Below are 22,484 nucleotides of genomic sequence, written 5' to 3'. Positions count from 1 at the left end.
AACGTAGGGTGGACGGCTTCGCCGCCTACCCTACGCCTGCGCCGTTTCGAGCTGCGCCAACCGCGCGCGCAGCTTACGCTCCTCGCCCCAGCGCTCGGTCTCATCGCGCACGAGCGCCACGATCGACGACACCTCCCCGTTCGGCGCATGCAGCAGCGCCACCGTGAACGCGATCGACAAGGGCTTGTCGTCCTTGTGGATGGCCGGCACGCGCAGCACATCGTTACCGTAGCGCGTCTGCCCTGTGGCCATGGTCTTGTAGTAGCCATCCCAGTGACGCTGGCGCTGGCGCTGCGGGACGATCAGGTCCAGCGACTGTCCGATCGCCTCGTTTTCGGTAAAGCCGAAGATGCGCGTGGCGGCGGCATTCCAGAAGGTGATGGCACCCTTGGCGTCGCAGACGATGACGCCGTCGCCCAGTGCATGGAGCAACTGCTGATAATCGAGTTCGGCTTGCATGGGAACTCCTTTCAAAAAGCAGGTGCGCGTCGCAGACAGCCGACGCGCACCAGGGTTTGCTTTATCCGGCGTGGACCGGGCTCAGACCACGTTCTGCTCGTGCAGCGCCTTGATCTGCTGCTGGTTGTAGCCGAGGCCTTCCAGCACCTCGTCGGTGTGTTCGCCCAGCAGCGGCGAGCCCTTGATCTCGACTTTCATGTCCGAGAACTTGATCGGGCTGCCCACGGTCAGGTAGGTGCCGCGTTCCTTGTGCTCGACCTCGGCGATCGTGCCGCTGGCGCGCAGCGACGGATCGGCGGCGATCTCCTTCATCGACAGCACCGGCGAGCAGGGAATGTCGAACTTGCGCAGGATGTCGACCGCCTCGAACTTGGTCTTGTCCTTGAGCCAGTCTTCGATCGTGCCGAAGATCGAGAAGATCTTGTCCTGGCGCGCGCCGGCCGTCATGTAGGCCGGGTCGTCGATCCACTCTTCCTTGCCGAGCGCCTTGCAGATCGGCGCCCAGGCGTGGCCCTGGATGGTGAAGTAGATGTAGGCGTTGGGATCGGTCTCCCAGCCCTTGCACTTGAGCACCCAGCCCGGCTGGCCGCCGCCGCCGGCGTTGCCGCCGCGCGGCACCACGTCGGAGAAAGTGCCGTGCGGGTACTGCGGATACTCTTCCAGGTAGCCGACCCGGTCCAGGCGCTGCTGGTCACGCAGCTTCACGCGACACAGGTTCAGCACGCTGTCCTGCATCGACACCGCCACCTTCTGGCCCTTGCCGGTGGTGTCGCGGGCCCGCAGCGCGGTCAGGATGCCGATCGCCAGGTGCATCCCGGTATTGCTGTCGCCCAGGGCGGCGGCGCTGACGGTCGGTGGGCCGTCGTCGAAGCCGGTGGTCGATGCCGCGCCGCCGGCGCATTGCGCCACGTTCTCGTAGACCTTCAGGTCTTCGTAGTGGTGGCCATCGCTGAAGCCCTTCACCGAGGCCACGATCATGCCCGGATTCAGTTCCTTGATGTGTTCCCAAGTGAAGCCCATGCGGTCCAGGGCGCCCGGGCCGAAGTTCTCGACCAGCACGTCCGATTCCTTGATCAGCTTGGTCAGGATTTCCTTGCCCTCGGGCTTCTTGGTATCCAGCGTCAGCGAGCGCTTATTGCTGTTGAGCATGGTGAAGTACAGGGCGTCGACGCCCGGGATGTCGCGCAGCTGCGAACGGGTGACGTCGCCGGCGCCGGGACGCTCGACCTTGATCACGTCGGCGCCGAACCAGGCCAGCAGCTGGGTGCAGGCGGGGCCGGCCTGGACGTGGGTAAAGTCGATGATCTTGATGCCTTCGAGTGGCTTGCTCATGTCAGTCTCCTTTTTTGTCAACAGATATGGATCGGTCGATACTGGGGCTCCGCCGGCGTTGCGAGAACGCCGGCGGTGGTGCGATTCGCAGCGCTTTACTTCTTGCCGCTTTGCGGATTCAGGTTGGTCAGGCGGCCACTCTCGGTGCCGGCCGACTCGTCGATCACGGCATTGATCAGGGCCGGCTTGCCGGCGGCGATCGCCTCGGTGAGCGCGCGGGTCAGCTCTTCCGGCGTGGTGGCGTGGTAGCCGATGCCGCCGAAGGCCTCGATCATCTTGTCGTAGCGGGCGTTCTTGACGAACACGGTCGGGGCCACATCCTTGCCGCCGGTCGGGTTGACGTCGGTGCCGCGGTACACGCCGTTGTTGTTGAAGATGATCGTCGTGACCGGCAGCTCGTAGCGGCAGATGGTCTCGAGTTCCATGCCGCTGAAGCCGAACGCGCTGTCGCCCTCGATCGCCACCACCGGCTTGCCGCTGACCACGGCCGCGCCGATGGCGTAGCCCATGCCGATGCCCATGATGCCCCAGGTGCCGGAGTCGAACCGCTTGCGCGGCTGGTACTGGTCGACGATGCTGCGCGCATAGTCGAGGGTGTTGGCGCCTTCGTTCACCAGGTTGATGTCCGGATGCTGCTTGAGCACGTCGCGGATCGCGCCCAGGGCGGTATGGAAGTTCATCGGCACACTGTCGCGGTTCAGCAGCGCCGCCATCTTGGCCATGTTCTGTTCCTTGCGCTCGGCGATCGGGCCCAGCCATTCGGCGTCCGGCTTGGCGATGCCGGCACCGTCCAGACCATCGAGCAGGGCCGCCACGCAGGAGCCGATGTCGCCGATCAGCGGCGCAGCGATCGCTACGTTGCTGTCGATCTCGGTCGGCGAGATATCGATCTGGATGAACTGCTTGGGCTTGCCCCAGGTCTTGCCTTTGCCGTGCGACAGCAGCCAGTTGAGGCGCGCGCCGATCAGCACCACCACGTCGGCTTCGGCCAGCACGTAGGAGCGGGCTGCAGATGCCGACTGAGCGTGAGTATCGGGCAGCAGGCCCTTGGCCATCGACATCGGCAGGTAGGGAATCCCGGTGCGCTCGACCAGGGCGCGAATATCGTCGTCGGCCTGGGCATAGGCGGCGCCCTTGCCGAGCAGGATCAGCGGCTTCTTGGCGCCCTTGAGCAGCTCCAGCGCGCGCTGCACCGAGTCCGGGGCCGGGATTTGGCGCGGCACCGGGTCGACCACCTTGACCAGCGAGCGCTTGCCATGGCCGGCTTCAATGGTCTGCGACAACAGCTGGGCCGGCAGGTCGAGATAGACGCCGCCCGGGCGGCCCGAGACGGCGGCGCGGATCGCGCGTGCCACGCCGATGCCGATGTCCTCGGCCTTGTTGATGCGGTAAGACGCCTTGGCGTAGGGCTTGGCCGCATTCAGCTGATCCATTTCTTCGTAGTCGCCCTGCTGCAGGTCGACGATCTCGCGTTCGCTCGAGCCGGAAATCAGGATCATCGGGAAGCAGTTGGTGGTGGCATTGGCCAGCGCCGTCAGCCCGTTGAGGAAGCCCGGCGCCGACACCGTCAGGCAGATGCCCGGTTTTTGCGTCATGTAGCCTGCGATCGCGGCGGCATTGCCGGCATTCTGTTCATGACGAAAGCCAATGAAGCGCATCCCTTCGGCCTGCGCCAGGCGCGCCAGGTCGGTAATCGGAATGCCGACCAGGCCAAAAATCGTCGTGATGTCGTTATGCTTCAACGCATCGATTACCAGGTGAAAGCCGTCGGTCACGTCTACCGATACTTGGTTTGTCATTGATGTCTCCAGTAATTATCGATCCGGGCAAAACGCGGTATGTATCGCCCGCAAATCATCATATCCAGCCCGTCTGATTTGTCTCATTGACCATGGTCAATTTTGGCCGCATGATGCGAGAATCTCGCTAAACGGCTGCGTTCATGACGACTATTGCAAATCACGCGGAACGAAACATCATCCGGCTCCAGTTGAAGCAAAACGTGGTTCTCAAGGAACTGCGCGACAGCGAGATGGCCGCGCTCGAGCCATACCTGACGATCGAGAACCATCAGAAAGGTGACTTGCTGCTGAACCAGGGCGTGCACGAAATGTCACAATATTTCATCCTGGATGGCATTCTCAAACGCCAGGTCTCCAATCAGGAAGCCAAGGAAATGATCCTGCGCTTCTCGGCCGAACGCGATATCGAGACCAGCTACGCGGCCTGGTGCCTGAAGACGCCGACGCCGTTCAGCATCGCCTGCGTGACCAAGGCGCGGGTGGCGCGCATGCCGCTGCCGCAGTGGGTCGATTTCCTGCGCAGCCACAGCATGGTGAAGCAGGCCTTCGAGTACGAAGTGATGAACCTGATGAGCGGCATCATGGCGCATACGATCACGCTGCACTTGCTCGACGCGCCAGGGCGGGTGCATCGCTTCATGCGCAAGCATCCGGATCTGTTCGAGCGGCTGCCGAAGAAGGAGCTGGCGTCGTATCTGAATTTGTCGCCCGAGACGCTGAGCCGCTTGAAAAATCGTGGCAAAATCTGAAAGCCAGCTGCGGTTTCTACCTTTGTTAGCATCAGCACGTCACCCCCGCGAAGGCGGGGCCCAAGTTTGCAAGCGCCCCGATAACGCGAGCAAAACTTGGGCCCCCGCCTTCGCGGGGGTGACGGTTTTTAAGCTAACGAAAGAATACTTTTCACTTTGCCCGGCGTATCGCCCTCAACCCGTAAGGCGATCTCGACAGCCGATCAGGTCGTAACCAGCTTTTGCAACCGCACCCCGCCCCGCTCCTCGGTCATGGTCTGCTCCAGCAACTTCACCATCGCATACGCCGAATCGATATGCGGCGTGGGCGTCCCGGTCATGCGCGCCAGCTCGATCACCGAGCCGACCAGGGCGTCGATTTCCGGCCCCCGCCCTGCCTCCACATCCTGCAGCATCGATGTCTTGTGCTTGCCGATCTTTTCGGCGCCCTCGATGCGCCGGTCGAGCGTGACGCGGAACGAAATACCCAGCTTGGCGGCGACCGCTTCCGCTTCGCGCATCATTTCCGCGGCCAGTTCGCGTGTCAGCGGGTACTGGCAGATGTCGACCAGGGTCGAATGCGCCAGCGCGCTGATCGGATTGAAGCTGACGTTGCCCCACAGCTTGAGCCAGATTTCAGCGCGGATATTGTCCAGCACCGGCGACTTGAAGCCGGCATTCTGGAAGCAGGCCGAGACCGCATTGACGCGCTCGCTCGTCGTCCCGTCCAGCTCGCCCAGCGGGAAGCGCGCACCCTCGATATGGCGGATGACGCCGGGCGCCACCAGTTCGGCGGCCGGATAGACCACGCACCCAAGCACCCGCTCGGGCGGAATCCGGCGTGCCAACTCGCCACCGGCATCGACGCTGTGCACGATGCGCCCGTCGAACTCGCCGCCGTGGCGGTGGAAGTACCAGAACGGAATCCCGTTCTGCATCGTCACGACCACGGTTCGCGGCCCGAACAGCTTGCCGATCTGGGACGACACGCCGTCGACCTGGTGCGCTTTCAGGGCCAGGATCACCAGGTCCTGCTCGCCGGCCGCGTCGTAGTCGTCGGTTGCCCGTACCTGCGGCGCAACCCGCTCCTCGCCATCCATTTCGATCAGCTTGATGCCGTTCTCGCGGATCGCGGCCAGGTTGGCACCGCGCACGATGAACGTCACCTCTTCCCCTGCCAGCGCCAGCCTGGCGCCCACCAACCCTCCGATTGCTCCTGCTCCAATCACTGCGATTTTCATGACCGCTCCCTGAGGTTTACTCGAAACCGTTTTACTCGAAGCGATTGACGAGCTTCCCGATGCCGTCGATCTCGACCTCGATGGTGCTGCCCGGCCGCATCGAACCGACGCCGACCGACGTTCCGCACAGCAGGAGGTCGCCCGCTTCCAATGTCATGTCCTGTGAAATCTTGCTGACCAGCTCGGCCACCGAAAACACCATGTCGTTGACCGGATAGTCCTGGCGCACCTCGCCGTTGAGGGTCGTGCGCACCACCAGCATTGCCGGGTTGAGTCCGGTGGCGATCACCGGGCCGAACGGGCAGAAGGTATCGAAGCCCTTGGCCCGCACCCATTGCGGGAAGGTCGGGTCGCGCCCGATGATCTCGGATACCGTGACGTCGTTGGCGCAGGTATAGCCAAACACATAGTCCTGCGCTTCCTCCACCGGCACCGCGCTGCAGCGGCGGCCGATCACGATCGCCAGCTCGCCCTCGAACGCCACCTTGCCCTCGCACAGCGGCTTGCGGATCGTGCCGCCCGGCGCCAGGTAGGAGGTCGACGGCTTCATCAGATACAGCGGCTCGGCCGGCGGCGCCAAGCCCAGCTTCTGCCCGAGCGCGTGAAAGTTGTTCCACATCGCCAGTACCTTGCCCGGCACGACTGGCGTGAGCACCTCGACCTCGGCCAGGTTGACCGCGAGGTCGGTCCGGCTTGGGGTGTCGAACATGTCGCCCTTGAAAATCCGGATCTTGTCGCCCTCGATGGTGCCGAAACGGATGGTGTCGAGGTGTTGAAAACGTATCCAGTGTCGGATCATGTGATGGTTCTTTCGTAGGGCAAGGATGGGAGATGTCACTGATGGCTTGATTGTGAAAGAACCAATTCCGCATATCCTTGACCACGGTTAAGATTCGAAAATCAGCCGCTTTCGCTAGACACCGATCTGCCGTTGCTGGAGTTCGGACCAATTGATGAAGGCGCCGGGGTTGCAGCCGGCGGCGCTCAGCTGGGCATGGCAGCGCTCCTTGGTGGACAGGATCGCCTCGATCAGGAAGTCGGCGTCGTGCGCGCACAGGAGGTGGGGTTGATGCTGCGCCAGGTACTCGCGCAGGCCGGTGCGGTCGTCACTGCCGCACACGCTCGCATAGTGTCCGGCATCCCAGTACCAGCTCAGTCCCAGCTCATGGAAGGCCGCGTTGTAGGCATTGCGGTGTGCGTCGGCGTGGACATGCACCTCGGCTTCGCGCACCTCGGCTTCAGTTCGGCAGATCGTCGTCATGGCAATTCTCCAGATGGGTGGTTGCGGTTGAGCTGTCTGAAAACCATCGTATGCCAAGAAAACGATGCGCAATAGTGAAAGTTTTTAGGGATAATCATTAGCGATTCCTTATGCTTCGGAGGGCGGATGAAGAACGCAACATTGCGTCAACTGAAGGTCTTCGAAACGGTCGCGCGGCGCCTGAGCTTTTCGCGTGCCGCGGAAGAATTGCACCTGACTCAGCCGGCCGTATCGACCCAGATCCGCACCCTCGAGGGCCACGTCGGCATGCCCTTGTTCGAGCAACTGGGCAAGAAGATCTACCTGACCCAGGCGGGCGAGGAGCTGCTGCATTTTTGCCGCGCCATCATCGGCCAGTTCGACGAAGCCGAACAGGCGATGGCCCAGCTCAAGGGCGTCGCCGGCGGCAAGCTGAACGTGGCGGTAATCAGTGCCGGCGACTATTTCTTTCCGCAGCTGATGGTTGCTTTTGCACGCCAGCATCCGGGCGTGCAGCTGAACCTGACCGTGCATAACCGCGAGGAATTGCTGGACAAGCTGGCCGCCAACCGCACAGACCTGGCCGTAATGGTGCGCCCGCCCGCCGGGCTGGACACGCAGAACGATGCGTTCGCGCCCCACCCCTACGTGATCGTGGGCGCGCCGGACCATCCGCTGGCCGGACGCGGGCCGGTCCCGATGGCCGAGCTGATCCGTCAGCCGTTCGTGATCCGCGAACCGGGTTCCGATACCTGGTTCTCGATGCAGGATGCATTCGGCAAGCATATGGCCGAACTAAATGTTGCGATGGAGATCAAAAGCACGGAGACGATCAAGCAGGCGGTGATCGCCGGCATCGGGCTGGGCTTCCTGTCGTTTCACACCATCGGGCGCGAGCTTGCCGCGGGCAGCCTGGTGCTGCTGGAAGTCGAAGGATTTCCCTTGATGCTCAACTGGTACGTCGTGCACCGGCGCGAGAAGCGGCTGCCTCCGGTGGCGCGCGCATTCCGCCAGTTCCTGCTCGATGAAGGGGCGGACCGCATCGCGGCGCTGATTCCGCCGTCTGCTCTTCTGTAGCGTCGCACCGGTGCCACACTTCTGTGGCGGCACGGCAACGTCCGACGATTTTTATCGATCATGAGAGAATGCGTGTAACCCGTAGTTTGTATAGGGCAATATTCACGCGCGAGATATCCGGTATCAAGACTCGGAATTGGCAGCCCCAGATAGGAGTCCCTATATTGACACCATCAAATCACACCAGCCTCCAGGAGTTCACCATGATTGACGCACCAGCCCGTACCGATTTTGCAGCAGCGCCGTCGCACTCGCTGCTGTCGCTCGTTATCGCTTTCCTCACGCTCAGCCTGCGCGAAAAGCTCGATCCAGGCTACACCGGCCAGGATTCAGACCCGGCCTACTACGGTTGCGGCCTGTAATATCCTCCAGGCCCCGCGCCACCGAACGGTTCCAACGGCAGCGGCGCCTGGCAGGTTCAGGATGAACGGCGTGCCCTAGCCGCGCCGGACATCTTTCCCGTCAAGCCTGCATCAGCGTGCGCACATGCGCCGCACAACCATCTGCCAGCCCTTCCCCGCTGTAACCGCCTTCCAGGATCGACACGATCCGTCCCTCGCAAGCCTGCCCGGCAATCGCCATTACCTCGCGCGTGATCCAGGCGAAATCCTCGGCTTCCAGATTCATGTTCGCCAACGGGTCGCAGCGGTGCGCGTCGAACCCCGCCGATATCACGATCAGCTGCGGCGCAAAGCGCTGCAGGGCCGGCAGCAACTCGCTCGCCACCCGCGACCGGAACAGCGCCGAGCCGCAGCCCGGCGGCAGCGGCAGGTTGACGATATTGCCGCTCACCCCGCTCTCGTTCGCCGCCCCGGTGCCCGGATACAGCGGTGACTGGTGGCTCGATCCGAAGAACAGTTGCGGGCGATGGTAAAACGCGGTTTGCGTCCCATTGCCATGGTGAACGTCGAAGTCGATCACGGCCACCCGCTGCAGGCCGTGCGCCTCCAGGGCGTGGACGGCGGCAATGGCGGCCTGGTTGAAGATGCAGAAGCCCATGGCCCGGTCCGGCTCGGCATGGTGTCCGCAGGGACGGGTCGCGCAGAACACGTTGCCGGCCTCGCCCGCCACCACCGCATCGACGCCGGCGCAGGCGGCGCCGACGCAGCGCATCACCGCCTCCCAGGTGCCGGGCGACATCAGGGTATCGCCGCCGTCCAGCGCCACCAGGCCGCGCACCGGCGCCGCGGCGGCGATCGCATCGACGTACTCGGCGTCGTGCACCAGCAGCAGCTGGTCGCGCGTGCCGGCCGGCGCCTCGCGCCAGTTCAGCTCGGCAAACTCGGGCTGGCGCAGGGCTTCCATCACCGCATGCAGGCGCTGCGGCGATTCAGGGTGGCCCGGCCCGGGCTGGTGCCCGAGGCAGGCCGGATGGTGCATGACCAGGGTCGTCATGTGAGCTCCTTCGCGACGCGGTAACAGGATGCTTCACTGCGCCGGATCGGCGGCGATCGCATGGTTCGACATGCGCTCGATCGCCTGGCACAGCGCCGAATGATCGAGCTGGGCCATGCCGTGCGCGGCGCACGAGTTCATCAGTTCCTGGGCAGTGGCGGTGCTGGGCAGCGAGATGCCGAGGCTCTTGGCGCCCTGCAGCGCCAGGTTCAGGTCCTTCTGGTGCAGCTCGATGCGAAAACCGGGTGCGAAGGTGCGCTTGACCATGCGCTCGCCATGCACTTCCAGGATGCGCGAGGCGGCGAAGCCGCCCATCAGCGCCTGCCGCACCCGGGCCGGGTCGGCGCCCGCCTTGGAGGCGAACAGCAGCGCTTCCGCCACCGCCTGGATATTCAGTGCGACGATGATCTGGTTCGCCACCTTGGTGGTCTGGCCGTCGCCGTTGCCGCCCACCAGCGTGATGTTTTTCCCCATCAGCTCGAACAATGGCCGGACGCGGTCGAACGCTTCCTGCGATCCGCCCACCATGATGGTCAGGGAAGCGGCGCGCGCTCCTACTTCGCCACCCGACACCGGCGCGTCCAGGTAGTCGCACTGGCGCTTGTTGATCTTCTTCGCGAACTCCTTGGTCGCCATCGGCGAGATCGAACTCATGTCGACCACGATCTTGCCCGGCGTCAGGCCGGCGGCCACGCCGTCGGCGCCGAACAGCACCTCTTCCACGTGCGGGGTGTCGGGCACCATCACGATGATGACATCGGCGCGCTTGGCCACCTCGGTGGCGCTGGTGCAGACGGTGGCGCCGCCCTCGACCAGCGCCAGCGGCGGATTTTTCAGGTCATGCAGGTACAGCTTGCAGCCGCCCGCCTGCAGGTTGGCGGCCATCGGGCCGCCCATGATGCCTAGGCCAATGAATCCTACTTTGGTCATGATCGTCTCCAGGTGTTTGAAATGGGTGCCAGGCGCTCCGGCGTGCCGGCGTATGGGCTAGATGCCATGCTCGGCCATCCAGCCCAGGCCCTGCGCGGTGCCGGCCTGCGGCTTGTATTCGCAGCCGATCCAGCCGGCATAGCCGATCTCGTCGAGCAGGCCGAGCAGGTAGCGGTAATTGATCTCGCCCGTGCCCGGCTCGCCGCGGCCCGGATTGTCGGCCAGCTGGATGTGGCGGATCAGCGCCAGGTTGGCCTTGATCGTCGCCGCCAGCTCGCCTTCCATGCGCTGCATGTGATAGATGTCGTACTGCAGGAACAGATTGCTCGAGCCGGTCTCGGCGATGATGTCCAGCGCCTGGCGCGTGCCGTGCAGGAAGAAGCCCGGGATGTCGAAGGTGTTGATCGGTTCGATCAGCAGGTCGATCCCCTCGCGCTGCAAGGCGCCGGCGGCGAAGGTCAGGTTCGACACCAGCGTGGCGTGTGCTGCGTCGCGCGTGACGCCGGACGGCACGATGCCGGCCAGGCAGTTCAGCTGCTTGACGCCGAACGCCTTGGCGTAGTCGATCGCCTTGCCGACGCCGTCCTGGAATTCGCTCTCGCGCCCCGGCAGGCAGGCAATGCCGCGCTCGCCGCCGGCCCAGTCGCCGGCCGGCAGGTTGTGCAGCACCAGCCGCAGGCGCCAGGCATCCAGCCGGTCGGCGATCTCCTCGGCTTGATGCGCGTACGGGAACAGGAATTCGACGCCGCGAAAGCCGGCGCGCGCGGCGTGCCCGAAGCGGTCGAGGAAGTCGACTTCGTTGAACAGCATGGTCAGGTTGGCGGCAAGCTTGGTCATGGCTGTCTCCTCTATCTTGTCATTCGACGTCGAGCACTTCGTTGAATTCATTGAGCGCATCGATCTCGGTGCCCATCGCGATATTGGTGACGCGCTCGAGGATGATTTCGACCACCACCGGCACGCTGTACTGCGCCATCAGGGCACGCGCGCGTTCGAAGGCCGGGATGATCTCTTCCGGCCGGAACACCCGCAGCGCCTTGCAGCCCAGGCCCTCGACCACGGCCACGTGATCGACGCCATAGCCTTCCAGCTCGGGCGCATTCACGTTCTCGAACGCCAGCTGGACGCAGTAATCCATCTCGAAGCCGCGCTGCGCCTGGCGGATCAGGCCTAGATAGGCATTGTTCACCAGCACATGGATGTAGGGCAGCTTGAACTGCGCCGCCACCGCCAGCTCCTCGATCAGGAACTGGAAGTCGTAGTCGCCCGAGATGGCGACGATGTCGGCGTCGGGCTCGGCCACGCGCACGCCGAGCGCCGCGGGAATGGTCCAGCCGAGCGGACCGGCCTGGCCGCAGTTGATCCAGTGGCGCGGGTGGTGCACGTGCAGGAACTGGGCGGCGGCGATCTGCGACAGGCCGATGCTGGCCACGTAGCGCACGTCGCGGCCAAAATATTCGTTCATCTCGTGGTACACGCGCAGCGGCTTGACCGGCACGTCGTCGAAGTCGCTCTTTCTGAGCATGGTGCGCTTGCGCTCCTGGCAGGCGCCCAGCCATTCGGAACGATCGGCCAGGCGGCCGCCGGCACGCCACTCGCGCGCGACCTCCACCAGCAATTCCAATGCGGCTTTGGCGTCGGACACGATGCCGAAGTCGGGACCGAACACGCGCCCGATCTGGGTCGCTTCGATGTCGATGTGAACGAAGGTGCGGTCCCTGGTGAACACCTCGATGCCGCCGGTATGGCGGTTGGCCCAGCGGTTGCCGATGCCCATCACGAAATCGGACGCCAGCATCGTCGCATTGCCGTAGCGGTGGCTGGTCTGCAGCCCGGCCATGCCCGCCATCTGCGGATGGTCGTCGGGGATGGAACCCCACCCCATCAGGGTCGGGATCACGGGCACGCCGGTGATTTCGGCGAACTCGACCAGCAGCGCGGAAGCGTCGGCATTGATGATGCCGCCGCCGGCGGTGATCAGGGGACGCTGGGCCCGGTTCAGCATGTCGAGCGCCTTCTCGATCTGGGCGCGCGTCGCCGCCGGCTTGAATGGGCTCAAGGGCGCATAGGTGTCGGCGTCGAACTCGATCTGCGCCATCTGCACGTCGATCGGCAGGTCGATCAGCACCGGACCCGGGCGGCCGGAGCGCATCAGGTGGAAGGCCTGCTGGAACACGCGCGGCACCAGCGCCGGCTCGCGCACGGTGACGGCCCACTTGGTGACCGGCCGCGCGATCGATTCGATATCGACTGCCTGGAAGTCTTCCTTGTACAGGCGGGCGCGCGGCGCCTGGCCGGTAATGCAAAGAATAGGTATCGAATCGGCCTGGGCCGCATACAGGCCGGTGATCATGTCGGTGCCGGCCGGCCCGGACGTGCCGATGCACACGCCCAGGTTGCCGGCGCGCGCGCGGGTATAGCCCTCGGCCATGTGCGAGGCGCCTTCGACGTGACGCGCCAGGTAGTGGCGGATGCTGTCGCGCTTCCTGAGCGCGGCGTAGAAGGGATTGATCGCGGCGCCGGGCACGCCGAAGGCGACTTCGATGCCTTCCTTTTCCATCACCAGGACCGCTGCTTCTGCTGCTGTCATCTTCGCCATTGCATGTCTCCAGGCTTGTCGTTATCAAACGGACGATTGCGATGGAACGTATGCTAGAGCGTCGCGGCGCGCCTGATAAGAACACTAAAAGTAGGTTTATTCGATCTCTGGAGTATGGAATACTGCAGACATGGACAAGGTCAAACAGATGTGCGCATTTGTGGACGCGGTCGACAAGGGCAGCCTGGCACGGGCCGCGCTGGGTCAGAACATCACGCCGGTGATGCTGGGGCGGCGCATCGATGCGCTCGAACGGCGCCTCGGCGTCAAGCTGCTGCACCGGACCACGCGCCACCTGACGCTGACCGAATCCGGCGCCCTGTTCCTCGAACACTGCCGCAAGCTGCTGGCCGACATCGACGTGGCCGAAACCATCGTCTCCGACGTGCACAACCAGGCCAGCGGACACCTGATCGTGTCGGCGCCGGCGGCGTTCGGACGGCTGCACGTGGCGCCGCACGCGCCGGCCTACCTGGCGGCCAATCCGAACGTACGGATTTCGTTCAACCTCACCGACCACGTGGTCGACCTGGTGCGCGAAGGCTATGAACTGGGGATCAGGATCGGCGGGGTGCTCGATCCGAACTTCGTCGCGGTGCGGCTGGCAACCAACCGGCGCGTGGTGTGCGGCACCCCGGCCTATTTCGCGCGCTGCGGCATCCCGCGCACGCTCGACGACCTGGCGCGCCACAACTGCCTGGCCTTCAACCTGCAGGGCGGGCAGCAGCGCGGCTGGTACTTCCAGAAGGATGGCAAGCCGGTGACGGTCAAGGTCGACGGCAACCTCGATTGCAACGACGGCGAATTGCTGCACCGCTGGGCCGGCGAAGGATTGGGCCTGGCCTGGCGTTCGACCTGGGAGATCCAGGCGCAGCTGGCGGCGGGCGAATTGATCACGGTGCTCGACGAATACGCGCTGCCGGACTACGACATCATGGCGGTCTACATGCAGCAGCGCCACCTGCCGGCGCGGGTACGTTCCTTCATCGATACCCTCAAAGCCGTGTACGCCGCGCCGGGCTACTGGACCCGGCCGGCGGCGGCGCGGGTGCCCGGGCGCTAGATAACGCGCTCCTCGCGCAGCAGCGCGATCTGTTCCGGCGAGTAGCCCAGCTCGGACAGCAGCTCGTCGGTATGCTCGCCCAGCAGCGGCGAGCGGCGCACCTCGGTCGGGCTGTCGGACAGCTTGATCGGGTTGCCCACGGTGAGATACGGGCCGCGCTCGGGATGATCGACCTCGACGATGGTGCCGGTGGCGCGCAGCGATGGATCCTCGGCGATTTCCTTCATCGACAGGATCGGGCCGCAGGGGATGTCGTACTTGTTGAGTATATCGATCACCTCGAACTTGGTGTGCGCCTTGGTCCACTCCTCGACCGTGGCGAAGATCGACATCAGGCGCGGCAGGCGCGCCTTCGGGGTTGCATAGTCGGGATCGGTGATCCATTCCTCGCGCCCGATCAGCTTGCAGATCGGCGCCCACACCTGGGCCTGCGCGATGAAGTAGACATACGCGTTCGGATCGCTTTCCCAGCCCTTGCACTTGAGGATCCAGCCCGGCTGCCCGCCGCCGGATGCATTGCCGGCACGCGGGACCGACTCGCCGAAGCGGCCGCCCGCGAACTGCGGATATTCTTCCAGCACCCCGTTGCGCTCGAGACGCTGCTGGTCGCGCAGCTTGACCCGGCACAGGTTCAGCACCGCATCCTGCATCGAGGTCAGCACCCGCTGGCCACGTCCGGTGCTGTTGCGCTGGTACAGTGCGGTGACGATGCCCAGCGCCAGGTGCAGGCCGCTGCCGCTATCGCCGATCTGGGCCGCGCCGACCATCGGCGGGCCGTCTTCGAAGCCGGTGGTGGCGGCCGCGCCGCCGGTACACTGGGCCACGTTTTCATACACCTTGCAGTGCTCGTAGGGGCCGGGACCGAAGCCCTTGACCGAGGCGACGATCATGCGCGGATTGAGTTCCTGGATACGCTCCCAGCTGAAGCCCATCCGGTCGAGCGCGCCGGGCGCGAAATTCTCGACCAGCACATCGCATTGGCGGATCAGCGTTTCCAGCACTTCCTTGCCGGCCGGGCGCTTGGTGTCGAGCGTCATTGAGCGCTTGTTATGGTTGAGCATGGTGAAATAGAGGCTGTCCACGCCGGCGATGTCGCGCAGCTGGCCGCGCGTCGCATCGCCCTCGCCCGAGCGCTCGACCTTGATGACGTCGGCGCCGAACCAGGCCAGCAGCTGGGTACAGGTGGGTCCGGACTGGACATGGGTGAAATCGAGAATGCGAACGCCTTCCAACGCCTTGCCCATACCAGTTTCCTCCGAAGATTTCACCCAGTTATCCGAATTCTGCGCTCGACTATATTTACATGCAAGCGTTATCCATGTGACATCAAACTTATCGGGTCATCATAGCGGCGCGGGCCAGGTCGGCTCAATGACCGAAGTCAAGATTCGCCCAACGGCGATACCTCGCCTCACACCGCCAACTGTCGCATCCACGATAAAAAAAGGGCTCCCGAAGAAGCCCCTTTTCCATGTCAACGCAGGTTCATGTGCACGCCGTCAGGCCGGCAGCGCCCCCTGGGTGACTGTATTTTCCTGTGCAAAGCGGTTCTTCGAGTACTCGACGTGACTTCGCAGCACCGGCCTGAGTACCGAGACCGCCAGCAGCGCCGCGACCAGGTCCATGGTGGCCACCGTGTACAGCACGGTCGACCAGGTGCCGGTCGCCTCCATCATCAGGTTGCCGACCGGGACGAACAGCGCGCCGATCCCCTTCGCGGTGTACAGCACGCCGTAGATCTTGCCGATGTGCTTGCAACCGAAGGCATCGCCGGCCAGGGCCGAGAACAGCGAATACACTTCGCCCCAGGCCAGGAACACCACGCCGGACAGGATCAGGAAGGCGTACGGATTGCTGCCGAAGTAGCCGAGCGCGATGATGCCGCAACCTTCGAGCGTGAACGCGATCACCATAGTCTTCTCGCGGCCGATGTGATCCGAGACCCAGCCGAACAATGGGCGCGAGATACCGTTCATGATGCGGTCGAGCATCAGGGCCAGCGGCAGGGCCGCCATCACGAAGAAGTGCAGGTCGACCTGGAATTCCTTCACGCCCAGATCCTGCGCGATCACGCCGAGCTGCGCCACCGCCATCATGCCGCCGGTGACCACCAGGATGAACATGATGAACATCAGCCAGAACAGCTTGGTGCTCATTGCCTCCTTGAGCGTGTAGTCGTGGGTGGTTTGCACCAGCTTGCTGGACTTCTTCACCTCGGTCGTGCGCGGTCCGCGCAGGAACCAGGCGGCGACAAAGGCGAGCGAACCCTGCAGGATGCCGAAGAACAGGAAGGTCTGCTGGAAGCCGGACGACTCGATCATCGCCGCGATCGGCAGGATGGTGGCCGCCGAACCGGCGCCGTAGCCGCCCGCCGTGAGGCCGACCGCCAGGCCGCGGCGGTCCGGGAACCACTTGATCGCATTGTTGATGCAGGTCGCGTAGATCGAACCGACGCCGATACCGCCGACCGCCGCACCGACATAGAATCCCGCCAGGCTGGTGGCCTGCGAATTGATGATCCAGGCCAGGCCGATGAAGACGGCGCCGAAGGCGACCATCATGCGCGGACCGAACTTGTCGATGAAATAGCCTTCGACCGGGGCCAGCCAGGTCTGCACGATGACGAACAGCGTGAACGCGACCTGGATACTGGCGCGCGACCAGCCGAAGTTTTCCTGGATCTCGGGAACGAACAAGGTCCATGCGTACTGGATGTTGGCGGTTGCCACCATACAGATGACGCCGACCGCAAGCTGGAACCAGCGGGCCTTGTCGGATGACTGTTGATTGGGGCTCAGCGCCGCTGCAGATGAATTATGCATGTTGCGCTCCCTGACCGGTTTGGATAATGCTTCCAGAATATGCAGTCGGGTGTGCGGGCGCCCGTGGCACCAGCTTGGATATGGTTTCCAGCATTTTCATGTCTCCATTTATTATGGTGTGATGTGCATGCTCCACGTCGGGCCCCGGACTTCCGTCCTGGATATTGTCCCCAGCCCGCGCGCCAACCCCTACGCCTTCTCTACTTCAAAACAGTTAAAACGGTTAGAACGGTTAAAACAAGCAGTGTTGAAAAGGCGGTCGGCATGCTCCCGGCGGCTGACGCCCACCAGGTGCGCCAGCCGCTTACGACGGTGCTCTCCTGAATTTGAATGTCCGCTATTGCCGCTCTCCTCATATGGCCAGATTGGGATATCGACGACCGCAAGTGCTCGTTGCGTTCACCCCTTTCACCCCTCGGTGCCGGAATTGGCGACGCCGTATCAAGGGCTGGGAAACGGTGAAAGTGAGATGATGTTGCTGGAGCCGATTTTCAGAATCATTGACCGCGGTTATGTTTTCAAACTTTTTTGAGCAGCAGCCGCCGGTGGCCTCGATACGACGGACGCCGGCCGGTTCGATGTCATAAAATATTCATGCGTACCATAATTTTCGATCCTGTGACATCCGGCGCGGGCGTGCCAGGTCATGACATCCGCGCGGCCGCAACCGCCTCAATCGCCACCACCGCCGCCACAGCCACCGCCGCAACCGCCGCCGCCATCGCTGCCGCCGCCATCCGCACCCGCCGCGCCGCTGTCGGAGTCGAAGTTCAAGTCGCCGCCCGCGTGCATGGTGTGCACATGCCCCGCGCGCGTCTGGCTGATGATGGCGTCCTCGAACATCATCTGGGTGATCAGGCCCGCCGCCAGCAAGGCGCGCGGGGTCAGCGCCGGATGGGTCTTGCCGTCGTAGCGGTAGCGCCCCTGCGGGTCGAGGCGGGCGTAGTCGATCCAGACGCCGTTCTGCCGGTAGCCATGCCCTGACGGCATGCGCAGCCGGGTATCGAGCCCGAACAGCCGCGGCAGTGCCGGACCATGGGGCGAGATGCCGTCGCTGCGGCGGCAGGCGACCAGCGCCCGCGGCAGTGCCAGGGCATCGAGCGCCTCGTGCGGCAGGTGCTGCGGCGGCGCCCCGAAGTGGCGCCGGCAAAAGCGTGCCAGATCGTCCGCATCCCAGCGCAGCCACGCATGCCACACCGAGTCGGCGGCGAGCGAAGGCAAGGCGTAGGTGGTGTTGGCTGTCTGCGTCACCGCGAAGAAGTTCATCAGGCCTTCGGCGGCGCGCACGTAGAACAGTGCGGTCGCTGGTATGCCCGGGAATTCGGCCGGCGCATGCCGCAGCCAGTGCTCGCGCAGGGCGGGCGCCATGTCCTCGAGCTGGAGCCGGTAGCGCGAGCCCCGCCGGTACATGGACGCGCGCAGCAGGTCGATCGGTTTCATACAAAGCTCCATAAGCGATGATGAATGCCAGATGATGGGGACACGCCGGGCCGGGTCGGCCGTCGGTGCCGTGTTTCCAGTTCCCATCTTCGCTCTTATTTGTCTTCCAAATGTATCGAACTGTCACCTAAGCACGAAGAATCGTCTTTCGCAACACTTGGTCTTATACAATGGCGGACGGAGGAAAATCGTATGTACCGAGTGATGCTGGTGGAAGACGATGCGCGGCTCGCCGAACTCGTCACTGAATACTTGTCCGGCTATGAGTTTGCCGTGGACGTGATCACGCGCGGCGATGTGGCGCTGGAGCGCTTCAAGGAACTCAATCCCGATATCGTCGTCCTCGACCTGATGCTGCCCGGCCTGGACGGGATGGTGGTGTGCCGCCAGATTCGTGAACTGTCCGACGTGCCGGTGCTGATCCTGACCGCGCGCGAGGATTCCTACGACGAAGTCTCGGGCCTGGAACAGGGCGCCGACGATTTCGTCAACAAGCCGGTGCAGCCGCGCGTGCTGCTGGCACGCCTGCGCGCTTTGCTGCGCCGCACCCAGGCCAAGACCGGCGTCGACGCCCGCGTGCTGCAGTTCGGCGCGCTGCGCATCGTCACCTCCGACCGCAGCGTGGTGTGGCGCGGCCAGCCCTGCGTGCTGTCGAACACCGAATACAAATTGCTGCTGGTGCTGGCCGAAGCGGCCGGCCGCGTGCTGTCGCGCGACGCTTTGCTGAAGAAAATGCGCGGCATCGAGTTCGACGGCCTGGACCGCAGCATCGACAACTGCATCTCCAAGCTGCGCCGCAAGTTCGACGATGCCGAATCGGAAAAGATCAAGACGGTGTGGGGCGAAGGCTACCTGTTCTCGCCGTCGGCCTGGAACTGAAGCAGGCTTTCTAAAAAAAGTGCCGCTTATTCGAACAGCGGCACGATCGCCAGCGGCGCGTTGTACGTCACCACCTGGGCCGCCGCGCCCTGCGCGCCAAAGCGGTAGCTAACGACCGGGAAGTCGTCATCCGCATCCCCCGCGAAGGCCGCACCGCGCGCCACCGGCAACACCTGTTCGGCGCCGCCCGCGCGCACCCGCACCGGCGCCGGCGTCCCCTGCCTGGCAAACACCAGCCGCACCCCGACGCACTGGCGCGCACGCGCCGAGGAGTCGGTATGGCGCGCGAAACCGAGCGCCTGTTCGCAGCCGGCGCGCAGATCGGCCGCCTCGTAGGCGCCGTCGGCGCGCGGCGCCAGCGACACCCGCGCGCGCACCGAGAACGCGCCCAGCGCGCGGTTCGGCGCCAGCACCGCGTTCTCGTCGTAGGCCGCCTTCAAGAGCGGCAGCGTGCCGCGTCCGAGCGCGTCCAGCGGCAAGGTGGTCTGCACGGTCTTGCCGCTCAGGACCAGACCGGCGCCCTCGCCCAGCACGCCTTTGGCCTGCGGCTGCACCTGCAGCTGATTCACCAGCAGATGCTTGGGACCGCCGTATTTTTCGAACAGCACCATCGCGCGGTAGGCGTCGCGATAGCTCACCCACTCGCCGGCGCGCGGCTGCGCCTGCGCCACGGCCGGAGCGGCCGCGATCAGCAGGGTCAGGCAAGCGCCGAAGTGTGCAGGTCGCATCATCAGAACCGGTAGGCGAAGGCGGTCGAAACCGTCACGTTGGTGGACCGCTCGACGAGCGGGCTATGGCGGGCGTCGTCCGTCAGCAGGATCGCCTGTATCTGGGTGGTCAGCAGCCACGACGGGCTCAAGGCCCAGTTCCAGCGCGCGCCGACGCGCACGTCCTTCAGGCCGCCGTCGGGACGGTAGGCCGGATTACCGCTGCTCAAGGCTTCGCTCTCGCTGACGCCGAAATAGGCGCGGTTATAGGCGCTGTTGGCCAGCGTGACGCCGGCACTGAACGAGACCGCATGGTGCGGCGCCACTTCGATCGCCAGGCGCTGCACGCCGAGCTCCATGCGCGCGCCGTCGCGGTCGTTACCGGCGCCGTACAGCACGCTGCTGGTGAGGCGCCATTCGGGCGCCAGGTAATAGTTCAGGAAAGCGCCGCCTTCGACGCGGGTGCGGATGTCGCGCATGCCGGTCAGGCGCGCGCTGCCGGCGCGCTGGGCCGGCATCACCGACGGGAAGGCCCAGGCGGTGGCGCCGACTTCATTGCCGGCGCCGGCTTCGTCACGGTCCGGATGGACCGACAGCAGCGGGCCGTACTCGACCGTGGGACGGTCGGACAGGTGCATCCCGGTCGTCATGCCCGAGATGAAGACGCCGTTGCTCCACTGGACCTGCAGCACCGGCAAGGCGCGCACCACGCGGCTGTCCGCGCCCTCGTAACGTGGACGCGACACCGCGCCCAGCCCCGCGTACATGTCGCGGCTGCCGTCGGGCATCGGGTTGGTGGTCGGGGTCTGCGCGCTTGCGCTGCCCGCGACCGCCAGGACCAGCGCTGTGACCGGAACTGAAAGCTGTTTCATCGTGGTAGGTTCAGGAAGAGTTCGTTGCTGATATTTTACGTCGAGCAAGCTACGCTCTCCCACTTGAATACCGAATTCGTCGAATGCGGTGTGCATATATCGCCCGGCTGGTCCGCGATAAAAAAGAGCCCACCGATGCTTGCGCATCAGGTGGGCAAACGGAAAAACCTGATGATGAGAGCGATGGTATGCGAGCAACTGCCGCCATTCACCCTCCAGATGTCGGCCATTTGTCCTCAATTTGTAAGTCTCACCGCAGATGACATTGCGCCTGTACAATCCCGGGCGGAGAGAAACCATGCATTTGCCGCCCGATCATTACCGACAGTCGCCAGGACCCTGCACGTGAACCGGATTTTTTTCCGCTTCTTCGTGCTGGTCATGCTGTCGATCACGGCCGCCACCTTCGTCATCTATTTCGCCTTCGCGCGCCTGTTCGGCGACCCGCTGGACGACATCGCGCGGCGCCAGGCCGCGGCCCAGATCTTTTTGCTCGAACAATACGTCGACCAGGCGCCGGCCGACGAATGGCTCACCCGCCTGAACAATGTGCGCGAAGTGTCCGAGGTGCGCTACGACCTGCTGCCGCTGGCGCAGGTGCGTGCCCGGCTCGGCCAGGATCACCCGGAACTGGAGCGCGGCGCGATCGTGATCGATGCGCGCGAACGCGCGTTTTATCGTCGGGTCGACCTGCGCGGCGAACGCTACATCGGCAGCGACGACGAGGTGCTGGTGGCGCGCAACCTGCCGGTCGATATCGGGCAGGCGCTCAAGATGGAAGCGCTGCGCTACGTGATCGTGGCGATCGCCCTCCTGGTGCCGATCGCGCTGTGGTCGCGCGCCCACTGGCACAGCCTGCAGGCGCTGTCGCGCATGGCCGACGAGTTCGGCGGCGGCAAGCTGTCGGCGCGCGCCCGCATGCGGCCCTCGGCCACGGTGTATCCGCTGGCCGAGCGGATCGACCACATGGCCGACCGCATCGAAGCCCTGCTCGAAGCCCAGCGCAGCCTGCTGCATTCGGTATCGCACGAACTGCGCACGCCGATCGCGCGCCTGGAATTCGGACTCGAACTGCTCGATGCGCGCGCCCAGGATCCCGACCTGCACCGGCGCATCGCCGCGATGGAAGGCGACCTGCGTGAACTGAACAGCCTGGTGAACGAACTGCTCGATATGAGCAAGCTCGACAGCGCACGCACGCTGCAGCCGGCGCGGGTCGATCTGACGGCATTGCTGGAAGAATGCTGCGCCACGCTGCCGCCCTCGCCACATGCGGTCGCCTGCGAACTTGACGGCTCGCTGGGCGAGATCGACGCCGATCCGCGCCTGCTGGCGCGCGCGGTCGGCAACCTGCTGCGCAACGCCCAGAAGTATGCGGCCGGACGCGTGCTGCTGTCGGCGCGGCGCGGCGTGGACGGTATCGCGCGGGGCATCGCGGGGGGCATCGAAATTGCGGTCGATGACGACGGTCCCGGCATCCCCGAGGACGAGCGCGAGCGCATCTTCGATCCGTTCTACCGGCTGGACCGCAGCCGCGACCGCGCCACCGGCGGCTTCGGAATGGGCCTGTCGATCGCGCGCAAGGCGGTAGCGCTGCATGGCGGGTCGCTGCGCGCCGAAACTTCTTCCCTGGGCGGCGCCCGCTTCGTCATCAAGTTGCCGCCCGCCTGAGCCGCGCGCGTGCCCGGTGCCCGCCTTGTTCACTTGTCAGCGCGGTCGCAGTAAGCTCTGCGGATTGCCAATCACCTCCAGCCCATGAACGACCGACTGCTGATCGCCACCTTGTGCACGCTGGGACTGCTGTCCACCACCGGCGCTTCCGTTCCTTCAAACTTACGCAAAACTATTTACAGCTAGCTTTACCGTTGAATTCCTGCTTCGTCGAAGCCGGTTTCGCC

At 64.5% G+C, this 22,484-nt stretch carries 21 protein-coding genes; 6 read left to right on the top strand and 15 right to left on the bottom strand.

Annotated elements, in window-relative coordinates; all coding sequences use genetic code 11:
• Positions 1 to 30 precede the first annotated feature (30 nt).
• From RTQ83_RS15315 to oxc, 3 genes are all read right to left on the bottom strand, one after another.
• The gene (locus RTQ83_RS15315; protein WP_312516335.1) at positions 31 to 459 is read right to left on the bottom strand and encodes a PAS domain-containing protein; all 429 of its coding nucleotides are present in this window, start codon (positions 457 to 459) and stop codon (positions 31 to 33) included.
• A gap of 81 nt (positions 460 to 540) precedes the next feature.
• On the bottom strand, positions 541 to 1,791 hold the full coding sequence (frc, locus tag RTQ83_RS15310; protein ID WP_312516333.1) for a formyl-CoA transferase: 1,251 nt from the start codon (positions 1,789 to 1,791) through the stop codon (positions 541 to 543).
• A 95-nt stretch (positions 1,792 to 1,886) separates the two neighbouring features.
• Positions 1,887 to 3,590, bottom strand: coding sequence for an oxalyl-CoA decarboxylase (oxc, locus tag RTQ83_RS15305; protein WP_312516331.1), 1,704 nt, complete (start codon positions 3,588 to 3,590; stop codon positions 1,887 to 1,889).
• Positions 3,591 to 3,733: 143 nt separating this feature from the next.
• Between oxc and RTQ83_RS15300 the strand changes: the two genes are divergently transcribed.
• Complete coding sequence (locus RTQ83_RS15300; RefSeq protein WP_312516329.1) at positions 3,734 to 4,342, top strand: Crp/Fnr family transcriptional regulator; 609 nt, start codon at positions 3,734 to 3,736, stop codon at positions 4,340 to 4,342.
• 203 nt (positions 4,343 to 4,545) lie between these two features.
• Here the strand turns inward: RTQ83_RS15300 and RTQ83_RS15295 are convergent, their stop codons facing one another.
• The 3 genes from RTQ83_RS15295 to RTQ83_RS15285 form a co-directional block, all read right to left on the bottom strand.
• A complete protein-coding gene (locus RTQ83_RS15295; protein WP_312516327.1) occupies positions 4,546 to 5,562 on the bottom strand; it encodes a 2-dehydropantoate 2-reductase in 1,017 nt (338 codons plus the stop codon).
• 31 nt (positions 5,563 to 5,593) lie between these two features.
• Positions 5,594 to 6,361, bottom strand: coding sequence for a fumarylacetoacetate hydrolase family protein (locus RTQ83_RS15290; RefSeq protein WP_312516325.1), 768 nt, complete (start codon positions 6,359 to 6,361; stop codon positions 5,594 to 5,596).
• Between the two features lie 114 nt (positions 6,362 to 6,475).
• On the bottom strand, positions 6,476 to 6,823 hold the full coding sequence (locus RTQ83_RS15285) for a hypothetical protein (protein WP_312516323.1): 348 nt from the start codon (positions 6,821 to 6,823) through the stop codon (positions 6,476 to 6,478).
• Between the two features lie 126 nt (positions 6,824 to 6,949).
• Between RTQ83_RS15285 and RTQ83_RS15280 the strand changes: the two genes are divergently transcribed.
• Together RTQ83_RS15280 and RTQ83_RS15275 are read left to right on the top strand one after the other, a co-directional pair.
• On the top strand, positions 6,950 to 7,879 hold the full coding sequence (locus RTQ83_RS15280; RefSeq protein ID WP_312516321.1) for a LysR family transcriptional regulator: 930 nt from the start codon (positions 6,950 to 6,952) through the stop codon (positions 7,877 to 7,879).
• Between the two features lie 203 nt (positions 7,880 to 8,082).
• The gene (locus RTQ83_RS15275) at positions 8,083 to 8,241 is read left to right on the top strand and encodes a hypothetical protein (RefSeq protein WP_312516319.1); all 159 of its coding nucleotides are present in this window, start codon (positions 8,083 to 8,085) and stop codon (positions 8,239 to 8,241) included.
• A gap of 100 nt (positions 8,242 to 8,341) precedes the next feature.
• Here RTQ83_RS15275 and RTQ83_RS15270 read toward each other — a convergent pair whose 3' ends face one another.
• From RTQ83_RS15270 to gcl, 4 genes are read right to left on the bottom strand one after another with little or no spacing between them, the layout of a single operon-like run.
• On the bottom strand, positions 8,342 to 9,274 hold the full coding sequence (locus RTQ83_RS15270; RefSeq protein WP_312516317.1) for a histone deacetylase family protein: 933 nt from the start codon (positions 9,272 to 9,274) through the stop codon (positions 8,342 to 8,344).
• 33 nt (positions 9,275 to 9,307) lie between these two features.
• Positions 9,308 to 10,216 carry a 2-hydroxy-3-oxopropionate reductase gene (locus RTQ83_RS15265; protein WP_409456118.1) on the bottom strand — a complete coding sequence of 303 codons (909 nt, stop codon included), beginning with the start codon at positions 10,214 to 10,216 and terminating at the stop codon, positions 9,308 to 9,310.
• A 45-nt stretch (positions 10,217 to 10,261) separates the two neighbouring features.
• Positions 10,262 to 11,041 carry a hydroxypyruvate isomerase gene (hyi, locus tag RTQ83_RS15260; protein ID WP_312516313.1) on the bottom strand — a complete coding sequence of 260 codons (780 nt, stop codon included), beginning with the start codon at positions 11,039 to 11,041 and terminating at the stop codon, positions 10,262 to 10,264.
• A gap of 19 nt (positions 11,042 to 11,060) precedes the next feature.
• A complete protein-coding gene (gcl, locus tag RTQ83_RS15255; RefSeq protein WP_312516311.1) occupies positions 11,061 to 12,803 on the bottom strand; it encodes a glyoxylate carboligase in 1,743 nt (580 codons plus the stop codon).
• A 130-nt stretch (positions 12,804 to 12,933) separates the two neighbouring features.
• On the opposite strand from gcl, the gene RTQ83_RS15250 reads away from it, so the two are divergent.
• Positions 12,934 to 13,866: a LysR family transcriptional regulator gene (locus RTQ83_RS15250; RefSeq protein WP_312516309.1), complete on the top strand. Its 933-nt coding sequence runs from the start codon at positions 12,934 to 12,936 to the stop codon at positions 13,864 to 13,866.
• On the opposite strand, the gene frc (RTQ83_RS15245) is transcribed toward RTQ83_RS15250, so the two are convergent.
• From frc (RTQ83_RS15245) to RTQ83_RS15235, 3 genes are all read right to left on the bottom strand, one after another.
• Complete coding sequence (gene frc, locus RTQ83_RS15245) at positions 13,863 to 15,110, bottom strand: formyl-CoA transferase (protein WP_312516307.1); 1,248 nt, start codon at positions 15,108 to 15,110, stop codon at positions 13,863 to 13,865. The genes RTQ83_RS15250 and frc (RTQ83_RS15245) overlap by 4 nt on opposite strands.
• Positions 15,111 to 15,365: 255 nt before the next feature.
• Positions 15,366 to 16,688: an oxalate/formate MFS antiporter gene (gene oxlT / locus RTQ83_RS15240; RefSeq protein ID WP_312516305.1), complete on the bottom strand. Its 1,323-nt coding sequence runs from the start codon at positions 16,686 to 16,688 to the stop codon at positions 15,366 to 15,368.
• A 672-nt stretch (positions 16,689 to 17,360) separates the two neighbouring features.
• Positions 17,361 to 18,128: a hypothetical protein gene (locus RTQ83_RS15235; RefSeq protein ID WP_312516303.1), complete on the bottom strand. Its 768-nt coding sequence runs from the start codon at positions 18,126 to 18,128 to the stop codon at positions 17,361 to 17,363.
• 192 nt (positions 18,129 to 18,320) lie between these two features.
• On the opposite strand from RTQ83_RS15235, the gene RTQ83_RS15230 reads away from it, so the two are divergent.
• On the top strand, positions 18,321 to 19,007 hold the full coding sequence (locus tag RTQ83_RS15230) for a response regulator (protein WP_312516301.1): 687 nt from the start codon (positions 18,321 to 18,323) through the stop codon (positions 19,005 to 19,007).
• Positions 19,008 to 19,033: 26 nt separating this feature from the next.
• Here the strand turns inward: RTQ83_RS15230 and RTQ83_RS15225 are convergent, their stop codons facing one another.
• Positions 19,034 to 19,738 carry a hypothetical protein gene (locus tag RTQ83_RS15225; RefSeq protein ID WP_312516299.1) on the bottom strand — a complete coding sequence of 235 codons (705 nt, stop codon included), beginning with the start codon at positions 19,736 to 19,738 and terminating at the stop codon, positions 19,034 to 19,036.
• Positions 19,738 to 20,586: a MipA/OmpV family protein gene (locus tag RTQ83_RS15220; RefSeq protein ID WP_312516297.1), complete on the bottom strand. Its 849-nt coding sequence runs from the start codon at positions 20,584 to 20,586 to the stop codon at positions 19,738 to 19,740. Before RTQ83_RS15220 ends, RTQ83_RS15225 begins: the two co-directional genes overlap by 1 nt.
• A 345-nt stretch (positions 20,587 to 20,931) precedes the next feature.
• Between RTQ83_RS15220 and RTQ83_RS15215 the strand changes: the two genes are divergently transcribed.
• A complete protein-coding gene (locus RTQ83_RS15215) occupies positions 20,932 to 22,257 on the top strand; it encodes an ATP-binding protein (protein WP_312516295.1) in 1,326 nt (441 codons plus the stop codon).
• Positions 22,258 to 22,484: the final 227 nt, after the last annotated feature.

The sequence above is a fragment of the Massilia sp. genome (assembly GCF_031995545.1).
Taxonomy (GTDB): domain Bacteria; phylum Pseudomonadota; class Gammaproteobacteria; order Burkholderiales; family Burkholderiaceae_D; genus Telluria.
The sequence above is the reverse complement of the archived record's forward strand: the minus strand, read 5'-3'. Positions and strand labels throughout refer to the sequence as shown.

Excerpts from the sequence above, each read along its gene's own strand:
- RTQ83_RS15315 (WP_312516335.1), bottom strand. The coding sequence starts at position 459 with ATGCAAGCCGAACTCGATTATCAGCAGTTGCTCCATGCACTGGGCGAC.
- frc (WP_312516333.1), bottom strand. The coding sequence starts at position 1,791 with ATGAGCAAGCCACTCGAAGGCATCAAGATCATCGACTTTACCCACGTC.
- oxc (WP_312516331.1), bottom strand. The coding sequence starts at position 3,590 with ATGACAAACCAAGTATCGGTAGACGTGACCGACGGCTTTCACCTGGTA.
- RTQ83_RS15300 (WP_312516329.1), top strand. The coding sequence starts at position 3,734 with ATGACGACTATTGCAAATCACGCGGAACGAAACATCATCCGGCTCCAG.
- RTQ83_RS15295 (WP_312516327.1), bottom strand. The coding sequence starts at position 5,562 with ATGAAAATCGCAGTGATTGGAGCAGGAGCAATCGGAGGGTTGGTGGGC.
- RTQ83_RS15290 (WP_312516325.1), bottom strand. The coding sequence starts at position 6,361 with ATGATCCGACACTGGATACGTTTTCAACACCTCGACACCATCCGTTTC.
- RTQ83_RS15285 (WP_312516323.1), bottom strand. The coding sequence starts at position 6,823 with ATGACGACGATCTGCCGAACTGAAGCCGAGGTGCGCGAAGCCGAGGTG.
- RTQ83_RS15280 (WP_312516321.1), top strand. The coding sequence starts at position 6,950 with ATGAAGAACGCAACATTGCGTCAACTGAAGGTCTTCGAAACGGTCGCG.
- RTQ83_RS15275 (WP_312516319.1), top strand. The coding sequence starts at position 8,083 with ATGATTGACGCACCAGCCCGTACCGATTTTGCAGCAGCGCCGTCGCAC.
- RTQ83_RS15270 (WP_312516317.1), bottom strand. The coding sequence starts at position 9,274 with ATGACGACCCTGGTCATGCACCATCCGGCCTGCCTCGGGCACCAGCCC.
- hyi (WP_312516313.1), bottom strand. The coding sequence starts at position 11,041 with ATGACCAAGCTTGCCGCCAACCTGACCATGCTGTTCAACGAAGTCGAC.
- gcl (WP_312516311.1), bottom strand. The coding sequence starts at position 12,803 with ATGGCGAAGATGACAGCAGCAGAAGCAGCGGTCCTGGTGATGGAAAAG.
- RTQ83_RS15250 (WP_312516309.1), top strand. The coding sequence starts at position 12,934 with ATGGACAAGGTCAAACAGATGTGCGCATTTGTGGACGCGGTCGACAAG.
- frc (WP_312516307.1), bottom strand. The coding sequence starts at position 15,110 with ATGGGCAAGGCGTTGGAAGGCGTTCGCATTCTCGATTTCACCCATGTC.
- oxlT (WP_312516305.1), bottom strand. The coding sequence starts at position 16,688 with ATGCATAATTCATCTGCAGCGGCGCTGAGCCCCAATCAACAGTCATCC.
- RTQ83_RS15235 (WP_312516303.1), bottom strand. The coding sequence starts at position 18,128 with ATGAAACCGATCGACCTGCTGCGCGCGTCCATGTACCGGCGGGGCTCG.
- RTQ83_RS15230 (WP_312516301.1), top strand. The coding sequence starts at position 18,321 with ATGTACCGAGTGATGCTGGTGGAAGACGATGCGCGGCTCGCCGAACTC.
- RTQ83_RS15225 (WP_312516299.1), bottom strand. The coding sequence starts at position 19,738 with ATGATGCGACCTGCACACTTCGGCGCTTGCCTGACCCTGCTGATCGCG.
- RTQ83_RS15220 (WP_312516297.1), bottom strand. The coding sequence starts at position 20,586 with ATGAAACAGCTTTCAGTTCCGGTCACAGCGCTGGTCCTGGCGGTCGCG.